Here is a 23,991-nt window from a genome sequence, read left to right as displayed (position 1 = left end):
GCCAAGTTGTCAGACAACCGGGTTCTTATGCTTACCAATGAGCTGAAGAGAATTGTTCGTCGGCCGCGCTTGAGCGAGGAAGTATCGATCGCCCTGGAAGGGCAGATCGCGCGCGGCGAGATCAAACCGGGTGCGCAGTTGCCGGTCGAGAAAGCACTGGCCGAGACTTTCGGCGTCAGTCGTGCAGTGGTCCGGGAGGCGGTGGCACGTCTCAAGGCGGATGGTCGCGTCGAGACCCGGCAGGGGGCGGGCGCTTTCGTTGCCCTGGTCCCGAAAAGCCTGAATTTTCGCTTCTGGCAGGGAGATGGCCCGGCACTGCTCGAGCTGCGCGAGATCTTCGAGCTGCGGGCGATGGTCGAAAGCTCGATTGCCGAGCTGGCCGCGCGCCGTCGTCGGCCCGCCGACATCGCCGCTAGCGAGTGTTTCCTGAAGGCCATGGACGACGCGCTGGCCAGTGGCAGCGATGGCTCCGAAGCCGACGACGATTTTCATCTGGCAATTGCCGCCGCCACCCATAACAGTTACACGCATCGCCTGCTGGAATTCCTTGGCCGGCATTTTTCCGAGTCGCGTCGCCTGGCGTGGATCATGCCCGGCGGCAACGGCGCCTTGCCGCAGGAGGCGCAGGCCGAGCACCGCCTGATTTTCGCGGCCGTTGCCGCTGGTGATCCGGGGCGCGCACGCCGCCATGCCCATGAGCACGTGCGTTGCGCTGCCCGCCGCGTCGGGTTCGAGCTGGCCGCGGATCTGGTCAGCACGCAGTCAGGCATTTCCTGATTTGAGGAATTTGAGGAACATTCGAGGAACTCGATATGAGCATCGAAAGTAGCGTTGCCGAACAGCGGTTCACGGTTGACCGGCAGGCCTTGGTCGAGCGTCTGCGTGCGGTGTTGCCAGCGCAGGCGCTGCTGGTCGAGGAAGAAGAGATGCGCCCTTACGATTGTGATGGCCTCACCGCCTATCGGCAATTGCCCTTGATCGTGGCGCTGCCGGCGGACGAAGCGCAGGCGCAGGCGATCCTCAAAATTTGTTATGAGCTGAAAGTGCCGGTGGTGGCACGCGGTGCGGCGACCGGTCTCTCGGGAGGGGCGACGCCGCACCGTGACGGGGTTCTCGTCTCGCTGGCCAAGCTCAAGAAAATCATCAGTGTCGATCCGCTGTCGCGGACCGCGGTCGTCCAGCCGGGAGTGCGCAATCTGTCGGTCTCCGAAGCGGCGGCGCCCTACGCGCTCTACTACGCCCCCGATCCTTCTTCGCAGATCGCCTGCACCATCGGTGGCAACGTCGCCGAGAACGCCGGCGGCGTGCATTGCCTGAAGTACGGCTTGACGGTCCACAACGTCATGCGCGTGCGCGGCCTGAGCATCGAGGGCGAGATCGTCGAGTTCGGCAACGCGGCGCTGGACGCGCCGGGCTATGACCTGCTGGCGCTGATGAACGGCTCGGAAGGCTTGCTGGCGATGATCACCGAGGTGACCGTCAAACTGACGCCGAAGCCCGAACTGGCGCAGGTGGTGATCGCTTCTTTTGGCAATGTGCGCCAGGCCGGTGATGCGGTGGCCAGCATCATCGCCGCCGGCATCATCCCGGCCGGGCTGGAAATGATGGACAAGAAAGCGATCCACGCCGTCGAGCCTTACGTCAATGCCGGTTACGACATGGACGCCGAAGCGATCCTGCTCTGCGAGTCCGACGGTACGCCCGAAGAAGTGGCCGAAGAGATCGGTCGCATGACGGCTGTGCTCGAGAAAAGCGGCGCTGCGGGGATTCGCGTTTCGCAGGATGAAGCCGAGCGACTGAAGTTCTGGGCCGGGCGCAAGGCGGCGTTTCCGGCGGTGGGGCGGATGACTCCCGACTACCTGTGCATGGACGGGACCATTCCGCGCAAGCGCCTGGCCGAGATGCTGGAAGCGATTAACAGTTTGTCGGAAAAGTACGCCTTGCGTTGTGCCAACGTCTTTCATGCCGGCGACGGCAATCTGCATCCGCTGATCATGTACGACGCCAATCAGCCGGGAGAACTCGAGCGAGCGGTTGCTTTCGGCGCCGAGATTCTTGAACTGTCGGTGAGGTTCGGTGGCACCATCACCGGCGAGCACGGTGTCGGTATCGAAAAAGTCGACATCATGGCCGAGCAGTTCAGCCTGGCCGAAATCGCTGCTTTCCACCGGCTGAAAGCGGCTTTCGACGAGCACGGATTGCTCAACCCCGGCAAGGGCGTTCCGACGCTTGCCCGCTGCCGTGAGTACACCCTGGCCCGCGCCGGCAGCGCCGGCAGCGCCGACACTTCGCCGAGGCTGTGATGGAAGAATTGATCGATGACTGGATGACTCGCATCGCCGAGGCGGCAAGTGCCGGCCGTAGCCTGTCAATTCGTGGCGGCGGCAGCAAGCTCTTTTATGGTTGCCCGGAGCAGGGCGAGAAGGAAGGCATGCTTGAGGTCGGCGGCTACCGCGGCATCGTCGCCTACGAACCGACCGAACTGGTGGTCACCGCGCGCACCGGCACGCCACTGCGCGAACTGGCGGCGACGCTTGCCGAGAAGGGCCAGTGGCTGCCCTTCGAGCCGCCGTTCTTCGGGCCGGCGGCGACGGTCGGCGGCATGTTCGCCGCGGGCCTCTCGGGACCGCGCCGGCAGGCCGTCGGTGCCCTGCGCGATTATGTTCTCGGCGCCAAGCTTTTGAACGGTTCTGGCGAAGTGCTCTCCTTTGGCGGACAGGTCATGAAGAATGTCGCCGGCTACGACGTTTCCCGTTTGCTGGCCGGCAGCCTGGGCACGCTCGGCCTCGTGCTCGAAGTATCGCTCAAAGTGCTGCCGCTGCCGGTGGCCGAGAAGAGTCTGCGTTTTGCCATCGACGAGGGTGCGGCGCTGCGCAAGCTCAACGAGTGGGGTGGCCGGCCGCTGCCGATTTCGGCTTCGGCCTGGCAGGATGGAGTGCTGACGCTGCGCCTTTCCGGGGCCGCCGCTGCGCTGGCCGCCGCGCAGCGGCATCTCGGTGGCGAGGAGCTGGCCGATGGCCTGGCGGCAGAGTTCTGGCAGTCGCTGCGCGAGCAGACGCACGCCTTCTTTGCCGGTGATGCGCCCTTGTGGCGTTTGTCGCTGCCGTCCGTCGCGCCGCCGCAGGCGCTGCCCGGCCCGACGCTAATCGAGTGGGGTGGCGCCCAACGCTGGTTGCGTGCAGGTGATGGAGGAGCGATCCGCGCCGCGGCGGCCAGGGCCGGCGGGCATGCGACCCTGTTTCGCGCGGACGACGCCGTGAAAACCGAGCAGGGCGTCTTCCAGCCACTGTCGCCACCGCTGTTGCGAATTCATCGCAATCTGAAACACGCCTTCGATCCGCAAGGTGTTTTCAACCGCGGCCGGATGTATCCGGGACTATGAGAGTTCGCTGACCATGCAAACCAATCTTGCCGATTTCATCAAGGACACGCCTGCCGGGCGCGAGGCCGACGCGATTCTGCGCAGCTGTGTACACTGCGGTTTCTGTACCGCGACCTGCCCGACTTTCCAGTTGCTCGGTGACGAACTCGACGGGCCGCGCGGGCGTATCTATCTGATCAAACAGATGCTCGAAGGGCAGCCGGTGACGGAAACGACCCAGCTGCACCTTGATCGCTGCCTGAGTTGTCGCTCCTGCGAGACGACCTGTCCGTCGGGCGTGCGCTATCATCGCCTGCTCGAAATCGGCCGTGAAGTAGTGGAAGAGCGTGTGCCGCGACCGCTGGCGGTACGCGCGCTGCGTTTTCTGCTCTGCGAAGCGCTGCCGCGGCGCTGGATCTTCAAGCCGGCAGTGGCCATCGGCCAGTTGCTGCGTCCGCTGTTGCCGGCGGTGCTGGCCGAAAAAGTGCCGATGGCGGCGGGCGGCGCTGCCAGGCCCTGGCCGCGGAGCAGCGGGCACCGGCGACGAATGATTGCCCTTGCCGGTTGCGTGCAGCCGATCCTGACGCCGAATACCAATGCCGCGACGGCGCGGGTTCTCGACCGCCTGGGCATCGAGTTGATCGAGGCGCCGGCGGCCAACTGCTGCGGTGCGCTGCGCTACCACCTGCACGCGCAGGCGAAGGCGCTCGACGACATGCGGCAGGTGATCGATGCCTGGTGGCCGGACGTCGAGAGCGGCCGCGTCGAGGGCTTCGTAATGACCGCTTCCGGTTGTGGCGAGCATGTGCGGGAGTACGGTCACTTGCTGAAAGACGATCCGCTCTACGCCGACAAGGCCGCGCGCATCGCCGCCATGACCCGCGACGCTTCGGAAGTGCTGGCCGCCGAGCAGGTGCCGCTGGCCGCCTTGCTGCGCCAGGCGGGTGCCGACAGCGCCGACAGCGGTTTGCGCGTGGCTTTTCACTCGCCCTGCACGCTGCAACACGCGCAAAAGATTCGCGGCGTCGTCGAGGCGCTGCTCACGGCTGCCGGATATCAGCTTTCGCCAGTCGCCGATCCGCACCTGTGCTGCGGCTCGGCGGGAACCTATTCGATCAGTCAGCCGGTGCTGGCCGGGCAGTTGCGTGACAACAAGCTGGCGGCCATGGGCGCCGCTTCGCCGGCGGTCATGGTGACCGCCAATATCGGTTGCCAGACGCATCTGCAAAGCGGCAGCGAAATGCCGGTGCGGCACTGGATCGAGCTGATCGACGAGCGTTTGAGCGGCGGCACCTGAAACAGACCGCCAGGCGGGCGTCGCTGGTGAAACGGGGAAGCCATGGAAATCAATAGTCTGCGCGGCGACTACGCGGCACTTGCCGAGAATTTTCGCTGGCAGGTGCCGGAGAAGTTCAATATCGCGGTCGCTGTCTGTGGCCGCTGGGCTCCGGATCGCAGTCGCTTTGCGCTGTACTACGAGGACGAGAGCGGCTTCACGTCGGCGCATACTTTCTGGGACATTCAACGCCAGGCCAACCGGCTGGCCAATGTCCTGGCCGCCCTCGGGACGCTGGCCGGCGATCGCGTCGCGATCCTCCTGCCGCAATGTCCGGAAACGGCGATTGCCCATGTCGCCATTTATCAGATGGGCGCGCTGGCAGTACCGCTGTCGCATCTGTTTGGCCCGGACGCGCTGGAATACCGGCTCGGCGACTCGGCTGCGCACGTCGCCATCGTCGATGACAGTTCGCTGCCGAAGTTGCTGGCACTGCGCGACCGCCTGCCGCAATTGCGGCACGTGATCGGTGTTGGCGCGGTGCTCGGCAAGGGCGTCAAGGCGTGGGCGGAAGTCCTCGAGCACGCCTCGCCACGCTACACGCCGGCGCGCACCGCCGCCGACGATGCGGCGATGATCATCTACACCAGCGGCACCACCGGCAAGCCGAAAGGTGCGCTGATGGCGCACCGGACGCTGCTTGGCAACCTCAGCGGCTACGTCTGCTCGCATGACTTCTTCCCGCAGCCAGGCGACATGTTCTGGTCGCCGGCGGATTGGGCGTGGACCGGCGGTCTCTGGGACGTGCTCTTGCCAACCTGGCACTTCGGAATGCCCCTGCTCGCGTACAAGGGCCGTTTCGACGCCGGTAAGGCGTTCGCGCTGATCGAGAAATACGCCATTCGCAACAGCTTCCTCTTTCCAACGGCCTTGAAGATGATGATGAAGGCCGTGCCAGAGCCACGAGCGCAGTACGATCTCGATCTGCGCAGCATCATGAGCGCTGGCGAACCGGTCGGCGAAGCGGTTTTTCACTGGGCGCAGGAAAAGCTGGGGGTGACCATCAACGAGATGTTTGGGCAGACCGAAATGAACTACGTCGTCGGCAATTGCGCGTCGCGCTGGCCGGCCAAACCCGGCGCCATGGGGCGCGCGTATCCGGGGCACCGCGTGGCCGTCGTCGATGCGCAAGGCAAGGTCCTGCCGGCCGGCGAACTCGGCGAAGTGGCCGTGCATCGCCTGTGCAATGGTGAACCGGACCCGGTGATCATGCTCGGCTATTGGCAGAATGCGCAGGCGACGGCCGAGAAGTTCGTCGGCGACGGTTGGGGGCTGACCGGCGACCTGGCGAAAATCGACGCAGACGGCGACCTGTGGTACCAGGGACGCGCCGACGACGTTTTCAATAGCGGCGGCTACCGCATCGGCCCGGCGGAAATCGAGAACTGTCTGCTCAAACATCCGGCGGTCGCCAATTGCGCGGTCATTGGTATCCCGGACGCGCTGCGCGGCACGCTGGTCAAGGCGTTTGTCGTCTTGCAGCCAGGGGTGCTCGGGTCGCCGGCTCTGGTCGAGCAATTGCAGCAGCAGGTGCGCCAGCATCTGGCTCCCTACGAGACACCGAAAGCGATAGAATTCGTCGAAGCCTTGCCGATGACCACTACCGGCAAGGTACAACGGCGCGTCCTGCGGGCGCGAGAAGCCGATGGCAGGGGAGGCCCGGAAGGGTAAGGACTTGAGCGAAGGGCTTGAACGATCAGCGGCGGCAGTGCCGGAGCGGCGGCGAGAGCTCGATCTACGGGCGGCTTTCGAGGTCGCCTTCGTGATGATCGAGCCGTTTTTCGATCCACAGCAGGGCTGGGCCGGGCAGTCGCTTGAACTCCTGGCTTATCGTCTGCTGCGCGAGAATTTCCCGGCGCTGAGCGGTGACGAGGTGCACACCCTGGTGGTGGCCGCTCATCGCCTATATATCGAGCGCCATCCCGATCACAGCAGTCACTTGCCGCGCCCGAGCGAACTTCGACGGGTGATCTTCTAGAACAACAGCGCCGACCTACGCTTGCGCCGCCAGTTTGCTCGCCCTCGGCAGGCAACCCGGCCCAGGACGGCGGGATGTGGCGGCACGGAAAGTCTATCAATGCCAATTTCAATCGATGCCTGCGTGGCCCAGCATCAGGGGGATCGTCGCGAGCAGCAGGACCGGGTGGCGATCCTGCCGCATCCGCGCGGTGGCGGCGTCGCGCTGGCAGTAGTCGCCGACGGCATGGGCGGCCATGCCGGTGGCCTGCTTGCCGCGCAACAGGTGGTGCACACGGCGCGCGACAACCTCGAGCGCTTTTCGGCGCGTTCGGAATCAGCGCGGGTGCTGCTGGAATCGAGCATCAACGAAGCGCACATGCTGATCAAGGCGTCGCGTTTCATCAATGAGAAAGACCCGCACAGCACGGCCGTGATGCTGCTGTTGCAACCTGGAAAGATGAGCTGGGCGCACTGCGGAGATAGTCGCTTCTACCGTTTTCGCGGCGACAGCCTGATCTTTCGCAGCACCGATCACTCTTACGTCGCACAGTTGGTGGTGCAGGGCAGGGTGACGCCTGAGCAGGCCCTCGTTCATCCGCACCGGAACATTCTGCTGACTTCGCTGGGCGGTGTCGAGGCCCCCAAGATCGCTTTCGGTGAGGCCGAGGATCTGCAGGCCGGCGATACTTTTCTGCTCTGCTCGGATGGCCTGTGGGGCTATTTCACCGATCAGGAACTGGCGTGGGTGATTGATGGCGCATCATCGGCGAGGGAAGCCTCCGAATTGCTGATTGACCGCGCACGCGCAATGGGCAACGGCGATGGCGACAATATCTCGCTGGCAATTCTCAAGTTGATCGATGCGCCGCCGGCCATTTCTGGCGCCGCCGGTTCAGTCAGTTCACTCGCGGCCAAGTCCGCCAAGTAAGGCAGCTACCGCACGGGGCCGCTTGTGCGGGTGCTCGGTGCGGCCCGGCGCTTTCGTGGGGTCGCCGTCGACGGCTGCCGAGAGCGGGTGCGGTTCGGCGCTTTCGTAGGGCTTGCTGAAGTCGAAGCCATCGGCAGCGATGTGGCTCGGCCGGCGGCCAGCGCTGTGCTTGCTCACGCTCTTGCGGGGCGGACTACGCTCGGCGGAGCGTTCGCTGCGCGCTGCCTCCGGCGAAACTGGCGCCGGTGCAGGCGCGGCCGGACTGCGGCGCTGACGATGTTTGTCGCCGGGCGGGTAGGTGTAGTCGTATTCCGGCTCGAAGCCGGCGATGACCACTTGCTCGACCTTGATCTTGATCAGCTTTTCAATGTCGACCAGGTACGGCACCTCACTGGCCGAGACCAGAGAAATCGCCGTGCCCGCCTTGCCGGCGCGGCCGGTGCGGCCGATGCGGTGGATGTAGTCTTCTGGCGTGCGCGGTATTTCAAAGTTGATGACGTGCGGCAGCTCGTCGATATCGAGGCCGCGGGCGGCGACGTCGGTCGCCACCAGGACCAGTACCGAACCATCCTTGAAAGCTTCCAGCGCCTTCAGACGTTCCAGTTGGCTCTTGTCGCCGTGGATCGAATCGGCAGCAATTCCGGCGCGCTGCAGTTCGCGGGCGAGACGGTTGGTTTCCAGCTTGGTGCGGGTGAAGACCAGGACCTGATTGAAATCCGACGAACGCAGGAGTTTGACCAGCAGCGCACGCTTGGCGTCGCTGGCCACCGGGTGGACGCGGTGGGTGATGGTCGCGGAGACGGTGTTGCGCTGGGCGACTTCGATCAGTTCCGGCGCCTTGAGCATCTTGTCGGCCAGCTTCTTGATCTCTTCGGAAAAAGTCGCCGAGAAGAGGAGGCTCTGGCGTTGCTTCGGCAGCATGTTGATGATTCGGGTCACATCGGGGATGAAACCCATATCCAGCATGCGGTCGGCTTCGTCGAGGACCAGCGCCTGGACGCTGTTGAAGTGCAGGCACTTCCGCTCGACGAGATCGAGGAGGCGGCCAGGGGTGGCGACCAGCACTTCGACGCCGCAGCGAATTTCGGCGATTTGCGCCTTGATGTCGACGCCGCCGTAAGCGCAGCAACTCCTGATCGAAACATGTTTGCTGTAGGTTTTGACCGATTCGTGTACCTGGATCGCCAGTTCGCGCGTCGGCGCCAGCATCAGCACGCGCACCGGATGGCGGGCTGGCGAAGGGCTCGGGCTGGCGAACGGGAGAATGCGCTGCAGGAGTGGCAGGGTGAAGGCGGCCGTCTTGCCGGTGCCGGTCTGTGCGCCGCCCATCAGGTCAAGTCCGGCGAGAACGACGGGTATCGCTTGCGCCTGGATCGGTGTGGGCTCGGTATAGCCCTGGTCGGCAATGGCGCGCAGCAGCTCGGGGGCCAGGCCGAGGTCGGTGAAACGTATGGGCGCAGCTTTCGGATCAGTCAAGACAGTCAACGCTCGATCGCAGAAAAAACGAGATTATACATTGATTTGCAACGCGTCTGCGGGCAAGGGCTGCAGCTGCTTCCCGGCGCGCGAGGCGCGGGCTGGCACGGCGTGGCGCGCCGTCAGTCTTGCTCAGGTGAGCAGACGCAGGGCACGCTCGGTGGCGCTGTCGAAGGTCGCCATCCCGGATGCCACCTGGGCACGGCCGGCACGCATCTGCTGGTCGAGTAGCGCGCTCGGCAGGGCAACGGCGTAGCCCCAGTCCGGGTTGAACAGCACGACCGTTGGCGACGATGGGCTTTGCCAGCAGCAGAGACCGCACAGTGGCTCTTGCTCCTGCTCGGGCAGGGAGAAGCGCAGCCAGTCGCCGACCTGCCAGTCGCTGCCGGCGCGTGCGCGAGCGGCAGGTTCCTGTTCGTCGGGCATTGCCAGGTAATGGACCTGCAGCGCTTCGCTCTCGAGGAGGCGCACTGCGCTTTTGGCCGCCGGGTCGCTGCGCGGCCCGCTCTGGCGCCGCGTCATACCTGTCGGTCTGCTGCCATCCGGCGTCTGGCCGCGTAGCGCCGACGTCTGCAGATCAAACAGGCGGTTGAGGAAGGGCAGTCTTTCGGCACGTGAAATTCCGATTTCATCAAGCCCGCTGCCGATTCGCTTGATCAGTGGCGAGGCCAGGCTGGCCAGGTGTTTGCGTTCTTCGTTGGTCTGCTTCGGCTGTACGCTCCAGATCAGTTCTCCTCCGGTGGCGCTGGCCTGTTGCCAGCGTGTGCCATCGGTCCCCCCGGCCTGAGCAGCGGCAGCCATCACCCGCAGCCAGTAGCGTTCGAGAAAGGTGGCGATTTCCGGCGAGCTTGTTCGCGCCAGGCTGGCGCGCAGCCAGTCTTCGGCCGCCTTTTCGGCGGTGATCGCCTGTTCATACGCCACGACCAGACGGATATGGCCGGCAGCTGCCTCGCGAACCGCCTGGTCACGTTCGCCGATCAGTGCCTCGAGTTTGGCGAGCGCCTTGCCGAGTGCGTCGTCGCCGCTTTCCTGGCTGTTGTGGAGTGTGGCCACTGCGCCTGCGATGCGCTGGCATAGCGGCTCATCCCGGCTCGCGTTGCGGGGCAGCCCGACGGCCGCGCGAGCCATGCGATTGATCAGCAAGCGCGCCGGATGCTCGCTGTTGGAAAACAGCGAGCGGTCAAGGATGGCCAGCTTGAGGAGCGGAATCTGCAGGCGGCCGATGATGCCCTTGACGGTGTCGGGGAGGTCTGCAGACTCAAAAATGGCCTCGAAGATGAGAGCCATGGTGTCGAGCGTGAGGGTTTCGCTCCTGCCCAGCGGCAGATCGAGATCGCTTGACTTCAGCGGGCGCGGTGCTGGCGCTGACGATTGATTCTCGCCCGCCGCGGCGGCTGCCGACGCCGAGTGCAGTTCAAGGGCCGTCAGGCGGGCGAGCAAATTCTCCAGCATCAGCGTTGCCGTGCCGTCGCGCTCGTGATTTACCGATGGTGCCTGGTCATCCGCCGCAAAATGGCCGCCAACGGGCCCTTGCGGAAAGTCGCTGCGGTGACGCAGAACATCTTGCAGCAGCAACAGCGCATTGCTGGTGATCTGATCGCTGCGGCTTGTCTGCTCGCCTGCGGTCCTGGCGGACGCTGCGACAGTGACCCCGGGATAGTGCGCCAGCGCGGGCTCGACGCCCAGTTTTGTCAGCAGGTCGTTGATCTCGTCATACAGTGCCGGCAAGCCCTGGCACAGGAGATCTTCGACTCGGTCGAGGACTGTGAAGGTCTGCTCGGTGTCGCCATCATACTGCGCACAGATCGCCGCGAGGCCCTCGCAAATCGCTTCCGGGCCGACCGGATTGTCGTCGGGCCCCATCGTCGAGCGCTGTAGCAAGGTCAGGTAGAGCGAACGGCTGCGCCATAGCGCGCGGCCACCCGCGTCGCGCAGGTGGGTGGTGATTTCATGTAGCCGAATGCCCACTTCGAGATCGTCGTCGCCCATCAGCGTCAGCCGCGAGGCGGTCAGGCTCGCCACCTGGTCGAAGCCGTCAAGCGGCTCGGCTGCTACCAGTACGTCGTGAGCGTTGGCGACTGCGTAGCTGAACCCGTCGAGACATCCCGCGATGTTGCCGCCCGCTGCGCTGACCATTTTCCTGAGTCGCTGCTGAAAAAGGTTTCTGCTGGCGAGCAGCACCTGCGCACGATAGTCGTTTGCCGGCGTTGACGGCGGCTGATGATCTGGCATCTGTTGCTGGCTGGCCGGTTGATGTTGATATCCGTGGGCGGTCGCGATTGCGTGCATCGTATCCAGCGCGCCCCGACCGTAGATGGCGCGAGCTTGATCACGGGATTATAGACGAGGATGGCGGAGGTCTGCTGCCGGCGGGGTTTGCTTGCGTGCTCCGTCCTTGACGCATCGCCATGTGGAGTATGCACGAAGATCAACGTGAGCCGGCAGCAGGGGTTCAAGGGCCAGCGGCTGAGCGGACTAACGGTCATGACAATCGAGACACCCCAGATCATGAAAGTCATGACCGTTTTCCCCTCTACCCCGACCCTTCTCTCGCAGGGGGAGAAGGGAGGTTCGTGAGTCGCATACGCGACTTTCACATTAATGCGTGCTGCCCGCCGGCTTCGCGGTCACCGGGTCGGCGTCCGCCCTGTCGCGATCTGCGGCTGTCGCCGTGTCGCCGGCTTCGTCAGTCGGCGGCCTTCTCTTCTTCCTGGCGCCTGGAGGCTGTGGCGGCGGTAGTTGTGGCTCGACCGTGGCGAGCTTGTTCTCGCGCATGTAGCTGTCCATGTCACGCCAGCCATCGTAGATGGCGGCCTTCGGCAACCAGGAATAGATCGAGTAGCAATCCTCGATGGCACGCCCGGATTGGCGACAGCCACCGCCAACCGCCTGTCCCTCGGCGGTGAGTCGGGCGGCCTTGGCGACGGGTTCTTCGAGGCCGAGTTTCTCCTTGATCAAATCACAACCGCTGCTGCCGAAGAGCAGCATGCCGACGAACAGGAGGAAACGTAGCGGCCTACGCGGCTGATCGAACACGAACCCCCCTGAATGATGGCTTGGCAATGGTAACCGCTCATTTTACCCATAAACACGGGCCAGGCGCTGCGCTCAGGGAATGAGACGAGCGAGCATCCGGGTGCGCCTCTTGTGTTTGAGCTCTTTGACCAGGCGGGCGATCAAGGCTAGTTGTTGCGGGCCGAGGTCATCGGCGAAGGGGTTGATCAGCGCTCGCAGAGCTTCCATCTTCTGCGCGTCCCGCCGCAGGCGGAGCTGGCGGTAGATCGCCGCCAGCTGGCTGGCCGCAGGCAGGGCCGCCTCGGCTGTCACCCCGGGACAGCTCAGCGCGCGCAGGTAGCAATTCGTTGCACCAACGAGGTCGTGGTCATTGAGCATCGTCTCGCCGCGCAGACTCCACGCGCCCGCTTCGAAAGTGGGTGTCAGTCCTACCGCGATGGCTTCGCCGAAAAGTGCGTTCGCTTGCTCCCAGTCGCCGAGCCTGAGCGCGGCCATGGCGCCAAGGAACTGCAGTTGTCCGGCGCCCCCTTCGGGTTCGACGCTGGCAAAGTTTTTTGGCTGGTGTGCGGCGCTGACGCGCGGGATGTCCAGTGCCGAAGAGGACTCCGAGTGGCAATCGCTGCGGGCAGCGATTGCCAGGCGCCGTCGGCGCCACCACCGTTGTAAGGCTACGCTGCCGAGCAGAGCCAGTGCGGCCAGGGCCAGCGCAGACCACAGTAGCGGCGAAGAGATCGCCCGTCGCCATGGTGGAGGCACGGAAAAGGAAGCTGCGGGCGCAGCGCTGGAAGCCTCCAGGCCGCTGTCGCTTGCTGCCGTTGTGGTCTGGGTCGCTGCATTGCTCGATGTCGCGGCGCTGACCGAAAGCGGCATCGTTCGTTGCGCGAAGCTCCAGCGCAAGGATGGCGGCGGAGCCTCCGGCAGCTCGAAAACCATGCACAGCTCGACACTGTGCGCGTGCGTTCTGAGAAGCAAGGGGCCGTTATCGCTGTGCTCGCGCAGAATGGCGATTTCCCTGTCGTCGTCAAGCTTGGCGCTAAATTCGTTGCCGGCCCCGATCGGCGCCCGCAGGTAGCGGCAAGTTCCGACATTAACGCCGACCGCCAGCAGCTCAGCGGCGATCGGCACCTCGCCCGCGCCCGCCAGCAGCCCGGCAGTCGCCAGCCGGTGTGGTCCGAAGGAGCCGTCACCCGCCACCTTGAGGGTACCGCGCACTTCGAGGAAAGTATTGCCGCTGCGCGGCCTTCGCTCCCGCCAGGCTCCGTCGGCCAGTTGTTGAAAAGAAGGAACGACGGTCAGCGTCGCATTGTCGATCTGCCAATCGTTCTCGGCCGCTTCCTCTGCTGCGCGCAGTTCGGCAAAGCTCAATACAAGGAGCAGTGTGGTCAGGGCATGGCGAAGGAGAGGCTTACTGTTCATGCGCATGGGGGCAATGGGCGTGCTGTCGTCGGAGTAAACAAAAGAGGTCAGTGATAAACGCATCCGGGAGCGACGGATTTTCGCCAGAAAGCTCGACCAGACGGGGGAACATGCGGTGCGGCGATGGCCGGCCAAGGTGGGCTGCTGGTAGTTGCTGGCCCGCGCACCTGCCGCAGTCTACGCGAAAGCGGCGAGCCTTGCTCGCAGAATCAGGCCGCCGATGCCGGCAAGCGGCCTGCGCCAGCGCGAGTGGCCCGGGAACGATGCTCACGGGTTATAGTGTGCGCAGCCTTGAATTCCTCTTTCCCTGACTGCGCACGGATCGAAACCATGACTGCCTACCCCGGCCCCAGCCTGCTTACTCTCGCCAGCTCCTTGCTGCTCTTCGCCTGCTCCGCCTACGTGGGTCGTTGCCGGATGAAGTTCGCTATCGAGGCGCCCGCGACCAGTGGCCACCCGCAGTTCGAGATCGCCTATCGCATTCAGATGAACACCCTGGAGAACACCGTCGCCTTCCTGCCGGTGCTGTGGGTCTTCGCGTTGAACCTGTCGTCGTTTTGGGCAACGCTGCTCGGTGGCGGCTGGCTGCTGGCCCGGGTGTGGTATGCGCTGGCCTACGCCCGCGATCCGAAGACGCGCGGCGCGGGCTTCGGGCTGTCGATGCTCTGTTTCGCGGCGCTCGGGCTGGGCGGCGCCTGGGGAGTTCTGCGCGGGCTACTCGGCTGAAACCGGAGGCTTCCCACGAGCCGCCCGCGGTCGTCGCTCTCGCCGAGACTGGCGGAGGCACGCAGCAGCGCGCAGCGGCGCTCAGACTGCGGCCGTTGCGCGCTCTGCTGCCTTTTGTGGCGCCCTACGGCCGGCAGATCGCTCTCGCCTTGCTGCTTTTGCTGCTCGCGGCCGCGGCGACGCTGAGCTTGCCTTTTGCCGTGAAATTGCTGGTCGACGGCGGCCTGGCGCTGCCGCCCGGCAGCGAGCTTGGCGAACGCCTGCTGGCCATTCGTGAGCACTTCCTGGGCTTGTTCGCGGTGGCCGTGGTGCTCGGCATCACCACCGCAGCTCGCTACTACATGGTCAGCTGGATCGGCGAGCGAGTGACCACCGACCTGCGCCAGGCGGTGTACGCGCACGTGCTGCGACAGAGCCCGCAATTCTTCGAAACGCTGAAGTCGGGCGAAGTATTGTCGCGCCTGACCACTGACACCACGGTGATCCACAGTGCCGTCGGGTCGAGCATCAGCATGGGGCTGCGCAATATCGTGCTCTTTGCCGGCGGCTTGACGATGCTGGTCAGCACGACGCCGCGCTTGATGCTCAGCGTCGCCGGCATCATTGTTCTGTTCGTGCTGCCAGCGGTGCTCATCAGCCGACGCGTACGCAAGCTGTCGCGCGCCAGTCAGGACCGCATTGCCGATACCAGCGGCATTGCCGGGGAGATTCTCAACGCCATTTCCATTGTCCAGAGCTATACCCAGGAGGACGCCGAAGCGGCGCGCTTCTCGACCGCCAACGAGAAGGCTTTCGCGACCTCGATCCGGCGCACCGGCACGCGCTCGGCGTTCACTGCCTTTGTCATCATCGGCGTTTTCGGCTCGCTGCTCTACGGCTTGTACGGCGGCGTACAGGCGGTACTCGCCGGCGAGATGAGTGCCGGTCAGCTGAGCCAGACGGCGCTCTACGTGATGCTCGTCGCCGGCAGCGTGGCGGTGCTCGCCGAGGTCTGGGGCGAGTTGCTGCGCGCCTCGGGGGCGACCGAGCGGTTGATGGAATTGCTCAGCCTGCGCTCGCCGATTGCCGAGCCGGCGCTGCCGATCGCGCTGCCCGCACCAGCCGGCGGTCTGTGCGTCACTTTCGAGCAGCTGCGCTTCGCCTATCCCGCACGGCCGGCGCAGCCCGTGCTGCAGGGACTCGACCTGACGATTGCGGCTGGCCAGACGGTGGCCCTGGTCGGTCCCTCGGGCGCCGGCAAGACCACGGTTTTCCAGTTGCTGCAGCGCTTTTACGATGTCAGCGAGGGCGTCATTCGCATCGACGGCATCGACTTGCGCCGCCCGCGCCTGGCCGAACTGCGGCGACGCATCGCGGTGGTGCCGCAGGAAGCGGTTATTTTCTCGGGCAGCATCGCTGACAATATTCGCTACGGGCGACCCGAGGCCAGCGACGAAGAAACAAGGGCCGCCGCTGCCGCTGCTTTCGTCGACGAGTTCGTGCAACGACTACCCGCGGGCTACGCGACTTTCGTCGGTGAGCGCGGCGTTCGCCTGTCGGGCGGACAGCGGCAAAGAATCGCCATCGCCCGGGCGATCCTCAAGAACGCGCCGCTGCTTTTGCTCGACGAAGCGACGAGCAGCCTCGACGCGGAAAGCGAGCGCGTCGTGCAGGCGGCGCTGGAAACGGCAATGAGCGGGCGCACGACAATCGTCATCGCCCACCGCCTGGCGACCGTGCAGCGCGCCGACCGCATCATCGTCCTCGATCACGGACAGCTGATCGACGCCGGCACGCACCTGGAACTGGTCGCGCGCGGCGGTCTCTACGCGCGCCTCGCGGCGCTGCAGTTCGCGGTCTGAGGGCTGTTCCGGGGTGTCCAGGGGGCTGCCAGGCTGGCCGCGGCTAGCGGTCATCACCGTCCACCTCTGCCCCGACCTTTCTCCCGCGAGGGGAGGAGATTCGTGAGTCGCTTGCGCGACTGTCACATTAACCGCGGTCGACACTGATCATCGATACCAGTTCGCGCTCGTCCAGTTCCTCTTCGATGACGCGCTGGGTTTCGTCGTTGATCACGTTGGCCGCGCGCAACTCACGCAGGCGCTGCCGTTCGGCAGCGATCGCCGCCAGGCGCAGTCGCCGGCGCAGACCGATATGCGTTGCCCGCAGCGAGGCGTGCCCGGGATCGCCTTCGTGCAGCTCGAGCTTGCCCCGGTAGCGGCCGAGCAACTGCTCGACGAATGCAATATCCTCGCCGTCGGTGAGGTCTCTGGCGACCTCGGCGACGGCGGCGAGCGCCGCGCGCGCGATTTCGGCGCGTGCCTTGCGTTCCTCATTGGGGTTGTCTGCGTCGCTGTCGAGGGCGAGCTTGCGGATCAGCCAGGGCAAGGGTACGCCGTTGAACGCCAGGGTCAGGATAATGGTTGCCGCGGCGAGAAAGACCACCAGGTCGCGTTCGGGGAAAGGCGTTCCGGCGGCAACCACGGTTGGAATCGACAGTGCGGTCGCCAGGGTGATCGAGCCGCGGACAGCAGCCCAGCTGATTAGCAGCAAGCGCTTCGCGTCGGGACCCGCCTCGCCGCCGGTCCACCCCCAGCGCAGACGAAAGCGCAGGTGGGCCGATGCCCATACCCAGGCGATGCGCAGCACCATCAGCAGCACCCACAGAAGCAGGGCATAGAGCACCAGATCGAGTGCTGCGAATTCCTCGACGCCGCTCAGCATGCGGCGCAACTGCAGGCCGAGGAGAACGAAAACCGTGCCATTCAGGACATACGAAAGCATTCGCCAGACTTCGCGGGCGTGCTGGCGTGCATCGGCGGTCAGCCCTTTCACTTCCTGGCCGCTGGCCCACAGCCCGGCAGCCACCACGGCCAGGATTCCGGACACGTGTAGCGCCTCGGCGGCGAGGTAGGCTCCGTAGGGAATCAATACCGTCAGCAAGGTCTGCAACACCGGGTCGCCAGCATGCAGACGAATCAGGCGCTGCCGTAATTCGCGCCCGACCCACTCGACGGCCACGCCGATGATGATGCCGCCGCCGGCCAGGTGGACGAAGTTGCCGGCAACGGCTGTCGACGAGAACAGCCCGGTCGCTGCCGCGGCGACGGCGAGTTTGAAGGCCACCAGTCCCGAGGCGTCGTTGAGCAGGCTTTCGGCGTTGACGATATGCACGATTCGCGCCGGCAAGGGCAGTAACTGGGTGGTGGCCACGGTCGCCACCGCGTCGGTGGGTGACACGATCGCCCCGAGTGTGAAGGCCACTGCCAGGGGCATTGCCGGGATCAGCCAATGCATCACGTAGCCGACCACGACGACGGTCAGAACGACCAGGCCCAGCGCCAGCAGCAGCACCGGCTTGAGCGTATGAACGAAGTCGCGACGCGGCAGAACCCAGGCGTCGGCAAAGAGAATCGGCGGGATGAACAGGAGCAGGAAAAGCTCCGGGTCGACCTCGACGCTGCCGAGCCCGGGGAGGAACGAGGCGACGACGCCGACGACGACCAGCAGAATCGGCAAGGGCAGCGGCGTCCAATGGACGAGCGCGCCACCGACGGCGATGGCCAGGAGAAGGAGCAGGCTGAGTTCGATGAGGGGCATTCGCGATTCTAGCTTACCGCTATGACGAGTGCGAGTATGGAAGGGGTGGAATGGGGCCCAAATCCGGCGCAATCTGGTAGCTTCGTTTCCGGCAATCGCCTTGGTTCCGAGCTGCCTGTCCGGCAGTGAAGGGTGGGCGTGGAGACGGTCAGCGCCCGATATGGCGAGCCCGTTCGGAAGGCGTCACGATATCTGTCAGCCGAATCCCGAACTTGTCATTGACCACCACCACCTCGCCCTGTGCGATCAGCGTGCCATTGACGAAAACGCTCATCGGTTCGCCGGCCATGGCGTCGAGTTCGACGACCGAGCCGTGCGCCAGCTGCAGCAGGTTCTTGATGGTGATTTTGGTACGCCCGAGTTCGACCGCGATCTGGACCGGGATGTCCAGAATCATGTCCAGTTCGTTCATCAGCGAGGCTTTGTTCCCGGGTTCATCGAAACTCGGAAAAATGTTGGCCGCCTGCGCGCCAGCCGCCGCCTGCGCGCCAGCCGCCGGCGTGGTATCCGCCTGCGCTTGTTCGGCCATTGCTGCAGCCCAGTCGTCGTCGCTGCCCCTGTCGTCAGCAGTGCCAGCGTCCGTGGCCAGAAAGTCGAATTCGTTCGTTTCTTCCTTATCCATTGTTTTCTCCGGCAGGGGCTTCCTCGTGATCGGCGGCCATGAAACGTTCGACCTTGAGCGCGTATTGGCCATCCTGCTGCCCGTAGCGGCACTCCATCACCGGCACATCGTCGACCAGGGCAATGATCCTGTCGGGAATGTCGATGGGAATGACATCGCCGACTTTCATCTCCAGAATCTGGCGCAGGGCGACGCTTGTCGTGGCCAGCTTGGCAGTGATCTCCACCTCGGCATTCTTCAATTGCTTGCGCAACATGACGATCCAGCGTCGGTCGGTTGACAGCTGGTCGCTCTGCATGGTGCTGTAAAGCAGATCGCGAATCGGTTCAAGCATCGAGTAGGGAAAGCAGATGTGCATGTCTGCACTCGAGCCACCGAACTCCAGCGAAAAGCTGGTCGAGATGACGACCTCCGAGGGAGTGGCAATATTCGCGAACTGCGAATTCATTTCCGAGCGAATGTATTCAAACTGCATGTCGTAGACCGGCTTCCAGGAGCGCGAATACTCGGTAAATACGACCGCCAACAATCCCTGGATGATGCGTTGTTCAGTGGCTGTGAAATCACGGCCTTCAACGCGCGTATGAAAGCGGCCATCGCCGCCGAACATGTTGTCAACCACCAGAAAGACGAGGCTCGGGTCGAAAACGAACAATGCCGTGCCGCGCAAGGACTTGGCAGCGACCAGGTTGAGGTTGGTCGGGACCACCAGATTGCGGGTGAACTCGCTGTATTTCTGCACCCGTATCGAGCCCGCCGATATTTCGGCGCTGCGATGCATGTAGTTGAAGAGCCCGATGCGCAGGTAACGGGCAAAGCGTTCATTGACCAGTTCGAGCGTCGGCATCCGCCCGCGAACGATTCTTTCCTGCGTTCCGAGGTTGTAAGGGCGCGGACCGCTGCCCAGGTCGTCTGCCTCCTCCGGTTCGTCGGCTTCGCCGCTGACGCCCCTGAGCAGGGCGTCGACTTCATCCTGAGAGAGGAAATCCGCGCTCATTGCCGCTCACTGGATGATGAATGAAGTGAACAGCACTTCCTTGACTGGCCAGTCATTCTTTTTCCCTTTGCCGGCCGGATCAAGGATGTCGTTCATCTTCTCCTTGATTTCGGCGGCGAGCCGAGTCTTGCCTTCGCTGCTGATCAAGTCCGAGGCCTTCTTGCTCGACAGCAGCAGAGTCAGGTCGTTGCGCAGCTTTGGCATGTACTGTTTGAGTTGTTCGTCGACCTGCGCATCCTCGACCTCGACCGAAAGAATCAACTGCAGATACTGGTCGCCGCTTTCCGGTACGAGATTGACCGTGAACGCTTCAAGGGCGACATAGACCGGCGCTGCGTTGTGGTCTGCTTTCTTCCTCTTGGACGGCCTGGCCCTTTCCCGCGGGGCATCGGCGTACTCCTCGTCGTATTCCGCCGCCGGCTTCAAGAGGAAGTAGGCGCCGACCCCGCCGAGGCCGAGCACCAGTACCAGTATGGAAATGATGATGATCAGCAGCTTCTTCTTGCTTTTCACTGGCGCGGCACCCGCGCCGTCAGCTTCGGCTTTTGCATCCTTGGCCATTCAGCAACTCTCTCCCTGGTTGGTTCGCCTGGCGGTGGTCTTCGGTGGCGACCTGCGTCACGCCGGGCGGGTGGTCGCTTCTCTAGGCGAAAATGTCGACCAGCGTGCTGCCACGCTGCGTGACGATGCTCTGGCCCAGCAGAGCGTTGACCGAATCAGCGGCAAGTATAGCCGTATCGGCCATCGCGCGGGGTGGGCCCGACGCTTGTCCCTGGCTATCGGCGGATTGGCGGAAGGACTCGCTGCCGACGCTGACCTGTCCGAGGTCGATTCCCGCATTGGCGAACATTTCGCGCAGGCGTGGCAATGCTGCTTCGATGGCCCCGCGAACATCGGCGTTTGCCGAGACGAAGTGTGCGTTGGCGCTGTCCTTGTCGATCTTGAGGGTGATTTCGATGGCTCCCAATTGCGGCGGATTGAGCGTCAGTTGCGCGAGCTGCTTGTCGCTGGCGGCGAACCACAGCAGTTTTTGACCGAAATCAGTGGCCCAGGAGGGATCGCGGAGTGCCGTCTGCAGGCCCAGGGACGTTTCCGGGACGATGCCTGCGCTGGCGTTGGGCGCCTGACTCGCTGGCGCGAGAGAGGCCAGCGTGCTGGCCGGCAACGCTTGTTGCTCCGGGCGCTTCATTTCGCTTTGCCCCCAAGCCGATGCGAGCAAGTCGGCAACGGCAAATTTTGCCGCTTTGCCTTCACCGATCAAGGCCATCGACGCCGTTGATGCCGCCCACGCCCCTTTCTCGTCGCTGCCGGGGTCGGGCCCGCGCGCGTTCTCACTGCTTGCCGATGCTGTTGCGGCCGAGGCGAGCAGCGGCGAGACAGACGTCGGCAAGGAGATGCTCAGCGGAGCGATTTCGGCGCGATCACCGCGGCCCGCAGGATTGATGGCCTGCGGCGGGGGCAGCTGGTTCAGCTGATTCAGCCCGAACGTGGCCAGAAACTCGTCGCCTGCAAAAGCAGGTGCTGCTTCGGGAAGGGCCGTCAGGTCGTCAGTTGCGGCTCCGCTGCCGCTTCCGGAAGGGGGCGGCGTGGCGCTGACTGGCTGAGCCAGCAGAACGCTTGCAAAGTCGAGCCCGATGTTCAAATCATCAATCGCCAGCGGGTCGCTGGCGGCAGCTGCGGCGGATGCTCCCGGGACAGCTCTCTGGGCGAAGCTGGCAACGATTGTAATGCTCATGGACGATCCTCTTTGGCAAGTGCTGTTGATAGCCAAGCAACTATCGTTCCATGCAGCGTTCGCGAGTCTACTCGTCGTCGTCTTTGTCGTGTTTCCGGCGAGCGGCCAATTCGTCCTGTGCCTTTTGCTCCTGACGTCCTTCGAGCTTTGCTTCGCTGCTGCGATGGCGCTCATAGAGGGCATCAAAGGCTTGCAGCCGCTTGCGCTGCTGCCGCCATTCTGCCTGGCCGCTGGCCGTCTGCGATTGCTGTTGGCGGACAGCCTGCAACTGCTGGTTGATGGCTTCGTCGAGACGCTGCAGGAATTCCTGATAGTTGCGCCATTCAGGCTGTCGCAGGCCGCCTTGCATGGCTTTGCGAAAGCGCTCGCTGTAGTCGTCGCGATACTCTTCGAGCATACGAAGTTTGCTCTGCGCGTCACGTTCCGAGGCAATCAGGCGTGCCAGACGTTGCGTGGCTTCGTCGCTACGGTTCTGCATGAGGTCCAGGACCGTTTGCAGGGAGAAGGGTTTCGGCACGTTGAACTCGATGACGTCGGTGAAGTCGGCGGGCTTGGCTGACTAATTCATCGCCGCGTTGGGGCCTGGAAGGCTGGAAGCAGGGCCGCCTGGCCTGGATCAGGCGTGGGCAGCAAACAGCGCCTGTAGTTGCGCGATGCTGGTGTCGAAGTCGGCACGCTGGGCGAGATTCTGTTGCAGCAATACTTCGAATTTCGGATAGATGGCGATGGCCTGGTCGAGTTGCAGATCTGAACCTGCCGCGTAGGCGCCGACGCTGAGCAGGTCGCGGGAACGTTGGTAGCGTGAGAAGAGTCCCTTGAAACGGCGAACGTTGTCGAGGTGCGCCGGGCTGACCAGATTGACCATCGCGCGCGAGATCGATTGTTCGATATCGATTGCCGGGTAGTGGCCGGCGTCGGCCAGCGTCCTTGACAGGACGATGTGGCCGTCCAGGATCGCGCGCGCCGAATCAGCGATCGGATCCTGCTGGTCGTCGCCTTCCGCGAGAACGGTGTAGAAGCCGGTGATCGAGCCGCCGCCGTCGGCGCCGTTGCCAGCGCGCTCGACCAGTTGTGGCAGGCGAGCGAAAACCGACGGAGGGTAGCCGCGGGTGACCGGCGGCTCGCCGATGGCCAGGGCAATCTCACGTTGGGCCATGGCGTAGCGCGTCAGTGAGTCCATGATCAGCAGCACATGCCGGCCTCGATCACGGAAGTACTCGGCGATGCAGGTCGCGTAGGCAGCTCCCTGCAGGCGCATCAGCGGGCTGACGTCGGCCGGTGCGGCGATGACCACCGAGCGGCGCAAGCCTTCCTCACCAAGAATCTGCTCGATGAACTCCTTGACTTCGCGACCGCGCTCGCCGATCAGCCCGACGACGATGACGTCAGCTTCGGTATAGCGGGCCATCATGCCAAGCAGTACGCTCTTGCCAACACCGGAGCCGGCGAACAGGCCCATGCGTTGGCCACGGCCGACGCAGAGCAGGGCGTTGATGGCGCGGACGCCGACATCGAGCGGCTGCTCGATCGCTGCTCTCGACATCGGGTTGACCGGTCGGCTCTGCAGAGGCCGTAGCGATCCGGCCTCCAGCGGGCCAAGCTTGTCGAGTGGGCGGCCAGCACCATCGAGGACGCGGCCGAGGAGTGATTCGCCAACCGGGACCAACTTTGCGCGGTCAATCGAGCGTCGCCGCGCCGGTGGTGGCTGACCGATTCGGGGTGGCTGCTTCGGCGCTTCGAGGGCCATGACACGGGCTCCCGGGGGTAGGCCATAGACGTCTTCCGACGGCATCAGAAAAAGGCGTTCGCCGTTGAAGCCGACGACTTCTGCTTCGATCGGCGAGCCGCCCGGCGGCACGATCCGGCAGGAACTGCCGAGCGGCAGTCGCAGCCCCGAGGCCTCCATGACCAGGCCATTGATGCGCGTCAGGTGGCCGCTGGGAAGTAGCGAACTGACCTGGCCGGCCGCCTGTCCGCAGCCCTCCAGAAAGCGGCGCCAGGCAGCGAGCTGCGGATTGTCCACCCGCTCGCTCATCGTTCGTTGGCCTTTGCTTCGGGCGCCTTGCCGGCGAGCCAGTCCTCGCTGATGCCGATGCCTTCAACGACCCGCCGCCAGCGCGTTTCCAGTGTCGCGTCGACTTCGCTGGCACCGACTTCGATTCGACATCCCCCCCGGGTCAGCGTGCTGTCCTCGACGATTCGCCAGTTGATGTGCGGCATTTGCTCGCCCAGATGAGCGCGCACCAGCGTCGCATCGTCGGGGTGAACGAACAGCAGCGGCTGTCCGTGATGCGGGTGCAGCGTGCTGACGGCTTCTTTGACGACCGCCAACAGTAACTCCGGCTGCACGCTCAGGCTTTGACGCAAGACCTGATTGGCGACCTCCATGGCCAGGGTCAGCAATTGATCGGCGACGCCCTGGTCGATGCCGCTCATCGCCTGCTGCAGGTTGTCCATCAAGGTCGCCATGGCCTCCGCCGAGGCCTGCGCGGCTGCGCTGCCTTCCTGGTAGCCGGCGGCATAGCCTTCCGCGTGCGCGTCGTGATGCATGCGCTCGATGTCGGCAGCTGTCGGCAGGACCAGGGGCGGTTCTGCCGGCTCTTGCGTGCCGACGCTCTCTGCGGCCTCGATCGCGGCTTCCTCCACCGTCTGCAGGTCCGCGCCAGCGGGCTCACGGTGCAGCGTGCGGTCGCCAGGCGACGCTTCGGGCGGTGGCACTGGGGGAGGTGGCGCCTTGTGTTGTGGCGCATCGGCTTCGCTGGCCTGCTCGTCGAACGCAGCGACCTCCCAGCGCTGGTAGGCAGTCAGTTTCTCTTTGGGGATCCAGTTGCTCATGGGCCG

General features: G+C 64.4%; 21 protein-coding genes. 9 read left to right on the top strand and 12 right to left on the bottom strand.

Features of this window, described 5'->3' with window-relative positions; genetic code table 11:
• The first annotated feature begins 27 nt into the window (after positions 1-27).
• The 7 genes from V5B40_RS08570 to V5B40_RS08540 all read left to right on the top strand — a co-directional run bounded on the left by V5B40_RS08570 (position 28) and on the right by V5B40_RS08540 (position 7,584).
• Positions 28-777 carry a FadR/GntR family transcriptional regulator gene (locus V5B40_RS08570; RefSeq protein ID WP_332354115.1) on the top strand — a complete coding sequence of 250 codons (750 nt, stop codon included), beginning with the start codon at positions 28-30 and terminating at the stop codon, positions 775-777.
• Between the two features lie 35 nt (positions 778-812).
• A complete protein-coding gene (locus V5B40_RS08565; RefSeq protein WP_332354114.1) occupies positions 813-2,303 on the top strand; it encodes an FAD-linked oxidase C-terminal domain-containing protein in 1,491 nt (496 codons plus the stop codon).
• Entirely contained in the window at positions 2,303-3,382 is a 1,080-nt protein-coding gene (gene glcE, locus V5B40_RS08560; protein ID WP_332354113.1) for a glycolate oxidase subunit GlcE, read from the top strand. The genes V5B40_RS08565 and glcE overlap by 1 nt, the downstream gene beginning before the upstream one ends.
• Before the next feature lie 13 nt (positions 3,383-3,395).
• Positions 3,396-4,658 (top strand): glycolate oxidase subunit GlcF, encoded by a 1,263-nt coding sequence (gene glcF / locus V5B40_RS08555; protein ID WP_332354112.1) that lies wholly within the window; start codon positions 3,396-3,398, stop codon positions 4,656-4,658.
• Between the two features lie 42 nt (positions 4,659-4,700).
• The gene (locus V5B40_RS08550) at positions 4,701-6,368 is read left to right on the top strand and encodes an acyl-CoA synthetase (protein ID WP_332354111.1); all 1,668 of its coding nucleotides are present in this window, start codon (positions 4,701-4,703) and stop codon (positions 6,366-6,368) included.
• 4 nt (positions 6,369-6,372) lie between these two features.
• The gene (locus V5B40_RS08545; protein ID WP_332354110.1) at positions 6,373-6,675 is read left to right on the top strand and encodes a hypothetical protein; all 303 of its coding nucleotides are present in this window, start codon (positions 6,373-6,375) and stop codon (positions 6,673-6,675) included.
• A 99-nt stretch (positions 6,676-6,774) separates the two neighbouring features.
• Complete coding sequence (locus tag V5B40_RS08540; RefSeq protein ID WP_332354109.1) at positions 6,775-7,584, top strand: PP2C family protein-serine/threonine phosphatase; 810 nt, start codon at positions 6,775-6,777, stop codon at positions 7,582-7,584.
• Here V5B40_RS08540 and V5B40_RS08535 read toward each other — a convergent pair.
• From V5B40_RS08535 to V5B40_RS08520, 4 genes are all read right to left on the bottom strand, one after another.
• Entirely contained in the window at positions 7,558-9,036 is a 1,479-nt protein-coding gene (locus tag V5B40_RS08535) for a DEAD/DEAH box helicase (protein ID WP_332354176.1), read from the bottom strand. The genes V5B40_RS08540 and V5B40_RS08535 overlap by 27 nt on opposite strands.
• 156 nt (positions 9,037-9,192) lie before the next feature.
• On the bottom strand, positions 9,193-11,349 hold the full coding sequence (locus V5B40_RS08530) for a DUF1631 family protein (protein ID WP_332354108.1): 2,157 nt from the start codon (positions 11,347-11,349) through the stop codon (positions 9,193-9,195).
• A 309-nt stretch (positions 11,350-11,658) separates the two neighbouring features.
• On the bottom strand, positions 11,659-12,096 hold the full coding sequence (locus V5B40_RS08525; RefSeq protein WP_332354107.1) for a hypothetical protein: 438 nt from the start codon (positions 12,094-12,096) through the stop codon (positions 11,659-11,661).
• Between the two features lie 72 nt (positions 12,097-12,168).
• The gene (locus V5B40_RS08520; RefSeq protein WP_332354106.1) at positions 12,169-13,497 is read right to left on the bottom strand and encodes a hypothetical protein; all 1,329 of its coding nucleotides are present in this window, start codon (positions 13,495-13,497) and stop codon (positions 12,169-12,171) included.
• A 324-nt stretch (positions 13,498-13,821) separates the two neighbouring features.
• Here V5B40_RS08520 and V5B40_RS08515 point away from each other — a divergent pair, with 324 nt between their 5' ends.
• Together V5B40_RS08515 and V5B40_RS08510 are read left to right on the top strand one after the other, a co-directional pair.
• The gene (locus V5B40_RS08515; RefSeq protein ID WP_332354105.1) at positions 13,822-14,217 is read left to right on the top strand and encodes an MAPEG family protein; all 396 of its coding nucleotides are present in this window, start codon (positions 13,822-13,824) and stop codon (positions 14,215-14,217) included.
• 86 nt (positions 14,218-14,303) lie between these two features.
• Complete coding sequence (locus V5B40_RS08510; RefSeq protein WP_434735855.1) at positions 14,304-16,058, top strand: ABC transporter transmembrane domain-containing protein; 1,755 nt, start codon at positions 14,304-14,306, stop codon at positions 16,056-16,058.
• 127 nt (positions 16,059-16,185) lie between these two features.
• Here V5B40_RS08510 and V5B40_RS08505 read toward each other — a convergent pair whose 3' ends face one another.
• From V5B40_RS08505 to V5B40_RS08470, 8 genes are all read right to left on the bottom strand, one after another.
• Positions 16,186-17,796: a Na+/H+ antiporter gene (locus V5B40_RS08505; RefSeq protein WP_332354103.1), complete on the bottom strand. Its 1,611-nt coding sequence runs from the start codon at positions 17,794-17,796 to the stop codon at positions 16,186-16,188.
• A 148-nt stretch (positions 17,797-17,944) separates the two neighbouring features.
• Positions 17,945-18,418 (bottom strand): flagellar motor switch protein FliN, encoded by a 474-nt coding sequence (fliN, locus tag V5B40_RS08500; protein WP_332354102.1) that lies wholly within the window; start codon positions 18,416-18,418, stop codon positions 17,945-17,947.
• Entirely contained in the window at positions 18,411-19,415 is a 1,005-nt protein-coding gene (fliM, locus tag V5B40_RS08495) for a flagellar motor switch protein FliM (RefSeq protein WP_332354101.1), read from the bottom strand. Before fliM ends, fliN begins: the two co-directional genes overlap by 8 nt.
• A 6-nt stretch (positions 19,416-19,421) precedes the next feature.
• Positions 19,422-19,976, bottom strand: a complete 555-nt coding sequence (locus V5B40_RS08490; protein WP_332354100.1) for a flagellar basal body-associated FliL family protein — start codon at positions 19,974-19,976, stop codon at positions 19,422-19,424.
• Positions 19,977-20,058: 82 nt separating this feature from the next.
• On the bottom strand, positions 20,059-21,150 hold the full coding sequence (locus tag V5B40_RS08485) for a flagellar hook-length control protein FliK (RefSeq protein ID WP_332354099.1): 1,092 nt from the start codon (positions 21,148-21,150) through the stop codon (positions 20,059-20,061).
• 67 nt (positions 21,151-21,217) lie between these two features.
• Positions 21,218-21,628 carry a flagellar export protein FliJ gene (gene fliJ / locus V5B40_RS08480; RefSeq protein WP_332354175.1) on the bottom strand — a complete coding sequence of 137 codons (411 nt, stop codon included), beginning with the start codon at positions 21,626-21,628 and terminating at the stop codon, positions 21,218-21,220.
• Positions 21,629-21,766: 138 nt separating this feature from the next.
• Positions 21,767-23,185, bottom strand: coding sequence for a flagellar protein export ATPase FliI (gene fliI / locus V5B40_RS08475; RefSeq protein WP_332354098.1), 1,419 nt, complete (start codon positions 23,183-23,185; stop codon positions 21,767-21,769).
• Positions 23,182-23,985 carry a flagellar assembly protein FliH gene (locus V5B40_RS08470; protein ID WP_332354097.1) on the bottom strand — a complete coding sequence of 268 codons (804 nt, stop codon included), beginning with the start codon at positions 23,983-23,985 and terminating at the stop codon, positions 23,182-23,184. The genes fliI and V5B40_RS08470 overlap by 4 nt, the downstream gene beginning before the upstream one ends.
• Positions 23,986-23,991: the final 6 nt, after the last annotated feature.

This window comes from Candidatus Accumulibacter meliphilus, from assembly GCF_036625345.1.
Lineage (GTDB): Bacteria > Pseudomonadota > Gammaproteobacteria > Burkholderiales > Rhodocyclaceae > Accumulibacter > Accumulibacter meliphilus.
Note: the sequence above shows the minus strand (reverse complement) of the source record. Positions and strands in the feature narration are given on the sequence as shown.

What these genes read in the sequence shown, in the direction of transcription:
- V5B40_RS08505 (WP_332354103.1), bottom strand. Translation starts at nt 17,796, where the DNA reads ATGCCCCTCATCGAACTCAGCCTGCTCCTTCTCCTGGCCATCGCCGTC.
- V5B40_RS08540 (WP_332354109.1), top strand. Translation starts at nt 6,775, where the DNA reads ATGCCAATTTCAATCGATGCCTGCGTGGCCCAGCATCAGGGGGATCGT.
- V5B40_RS08490 (WP_332354100.1), bottom strand. Translation starts at nt 19,976, where the DNA reads ATGGCCAAGGATGCAAAAGCCGAAGCTGACGGCGCGGGTGCCGCGCCA.
- fliI (WP_332354098.1), bottom strand. Translation starts at nt 23,185, where the DNA reads ATGAGCGAGCGGGTGGACAATCCGCAGCTCGCTGCCTGGCGCCGCTTT.
- fliJ (WP_332354175.1), bottom strand. Translation starts at nt 21,628, where the DNA reads ATGCAGAACCGTAGCGACGAAGCCACGCAACGTCTGGCACGCCTGATT.
- glcE (WP_332354113.1), top strand. Translation starts at nt 2,303, where the DNA reads ATGGAAGAATTGATCGATGACTGGATGACTCGCATCGCCGAGGCGGCA.
- fliM (WP_332354101.1), bottom strand. Translation starts at nt 19,415, where the DNA reads ATGAGCGCGGATTTCCTCTCTCAGGATGAAGTCGACGCCCTGCTCAGG.
- V5B40_RS08470 (WP_332354097.1), bottom strand. Translation starts at nt 23,985, where the DNA reads ATGAGCAACTGGATCCCCAAAGAGAAACTGACTGCCTACCAGCGCTGG.
- V5B40_RS08520 (WP_332354106.1), bottom strand. Translation starts at nt 13,497, where the DNA reads ATGCGCATGAACAGTAAGCCTCTCCTTCGCCATGCCCTGACCACACTG.
- V5B40_RS08485 (WP_332354099.1), bottom strand. Translation starts at nt 21,150, where the DNA reads ATGAGCATTACAATCGTTGCCAGCTTCGCCCAGAGAGCTGTCCCGGGA.
- V5B40_RS08565 (WP_332354114.1), top strand. Translation starts at nt 813, where the DNA reads ATGAGCATCGAAAGTAGCGTTGCCGAACAGCGGTTCACGGTTGACCGG.
- fliN (WP_332354102.1), bottom strand. Translation starts at nt 18,418, where the DNA reads ATGGATAAGGAAGAAACGAACGAATTCGACTTTCTGGCCACGGACGCT.
- V5B40_RS08530 (WP_332354108.1), bottom strand. Translation starts at nt 11,349, where the DNA reads ATGCACGCAATCGCGACCGCCCACGGATATCAACATCAACCGGCCAGC.
- glcF (WP_332354112.1), top strand. Translation starts at nt 3,396, where the DNA reads ATGCAAACCAATCTTGCCGATTTCATCAAGGACACGCCTGCCGGGCGC.
- V5B40_RS08570 (WP_332354115.1), top strand. Translation starts at nt 28, where the DNA reads ATGCTTACCAATGAGCTGAAGAGAATTGTTCGTCGGCCGCGCTTGAGC.
- V5B40_RS08515 (WP_332354105.1), top strand. Translation starts at nt 13,822, where the DNA reads ATGACTGCCTACCCCGGCCCCAGCCTGCTTACTCTCGCCAGCTCCTTG.
- V5B40_RS08550 (WP_332354111.1), top strand. Translation starts at nt 4,701, where the DNA reads ATGGAAATCAATAGTCTGCGCGGCGACTACGCGGCACTTGCCGAGAAT.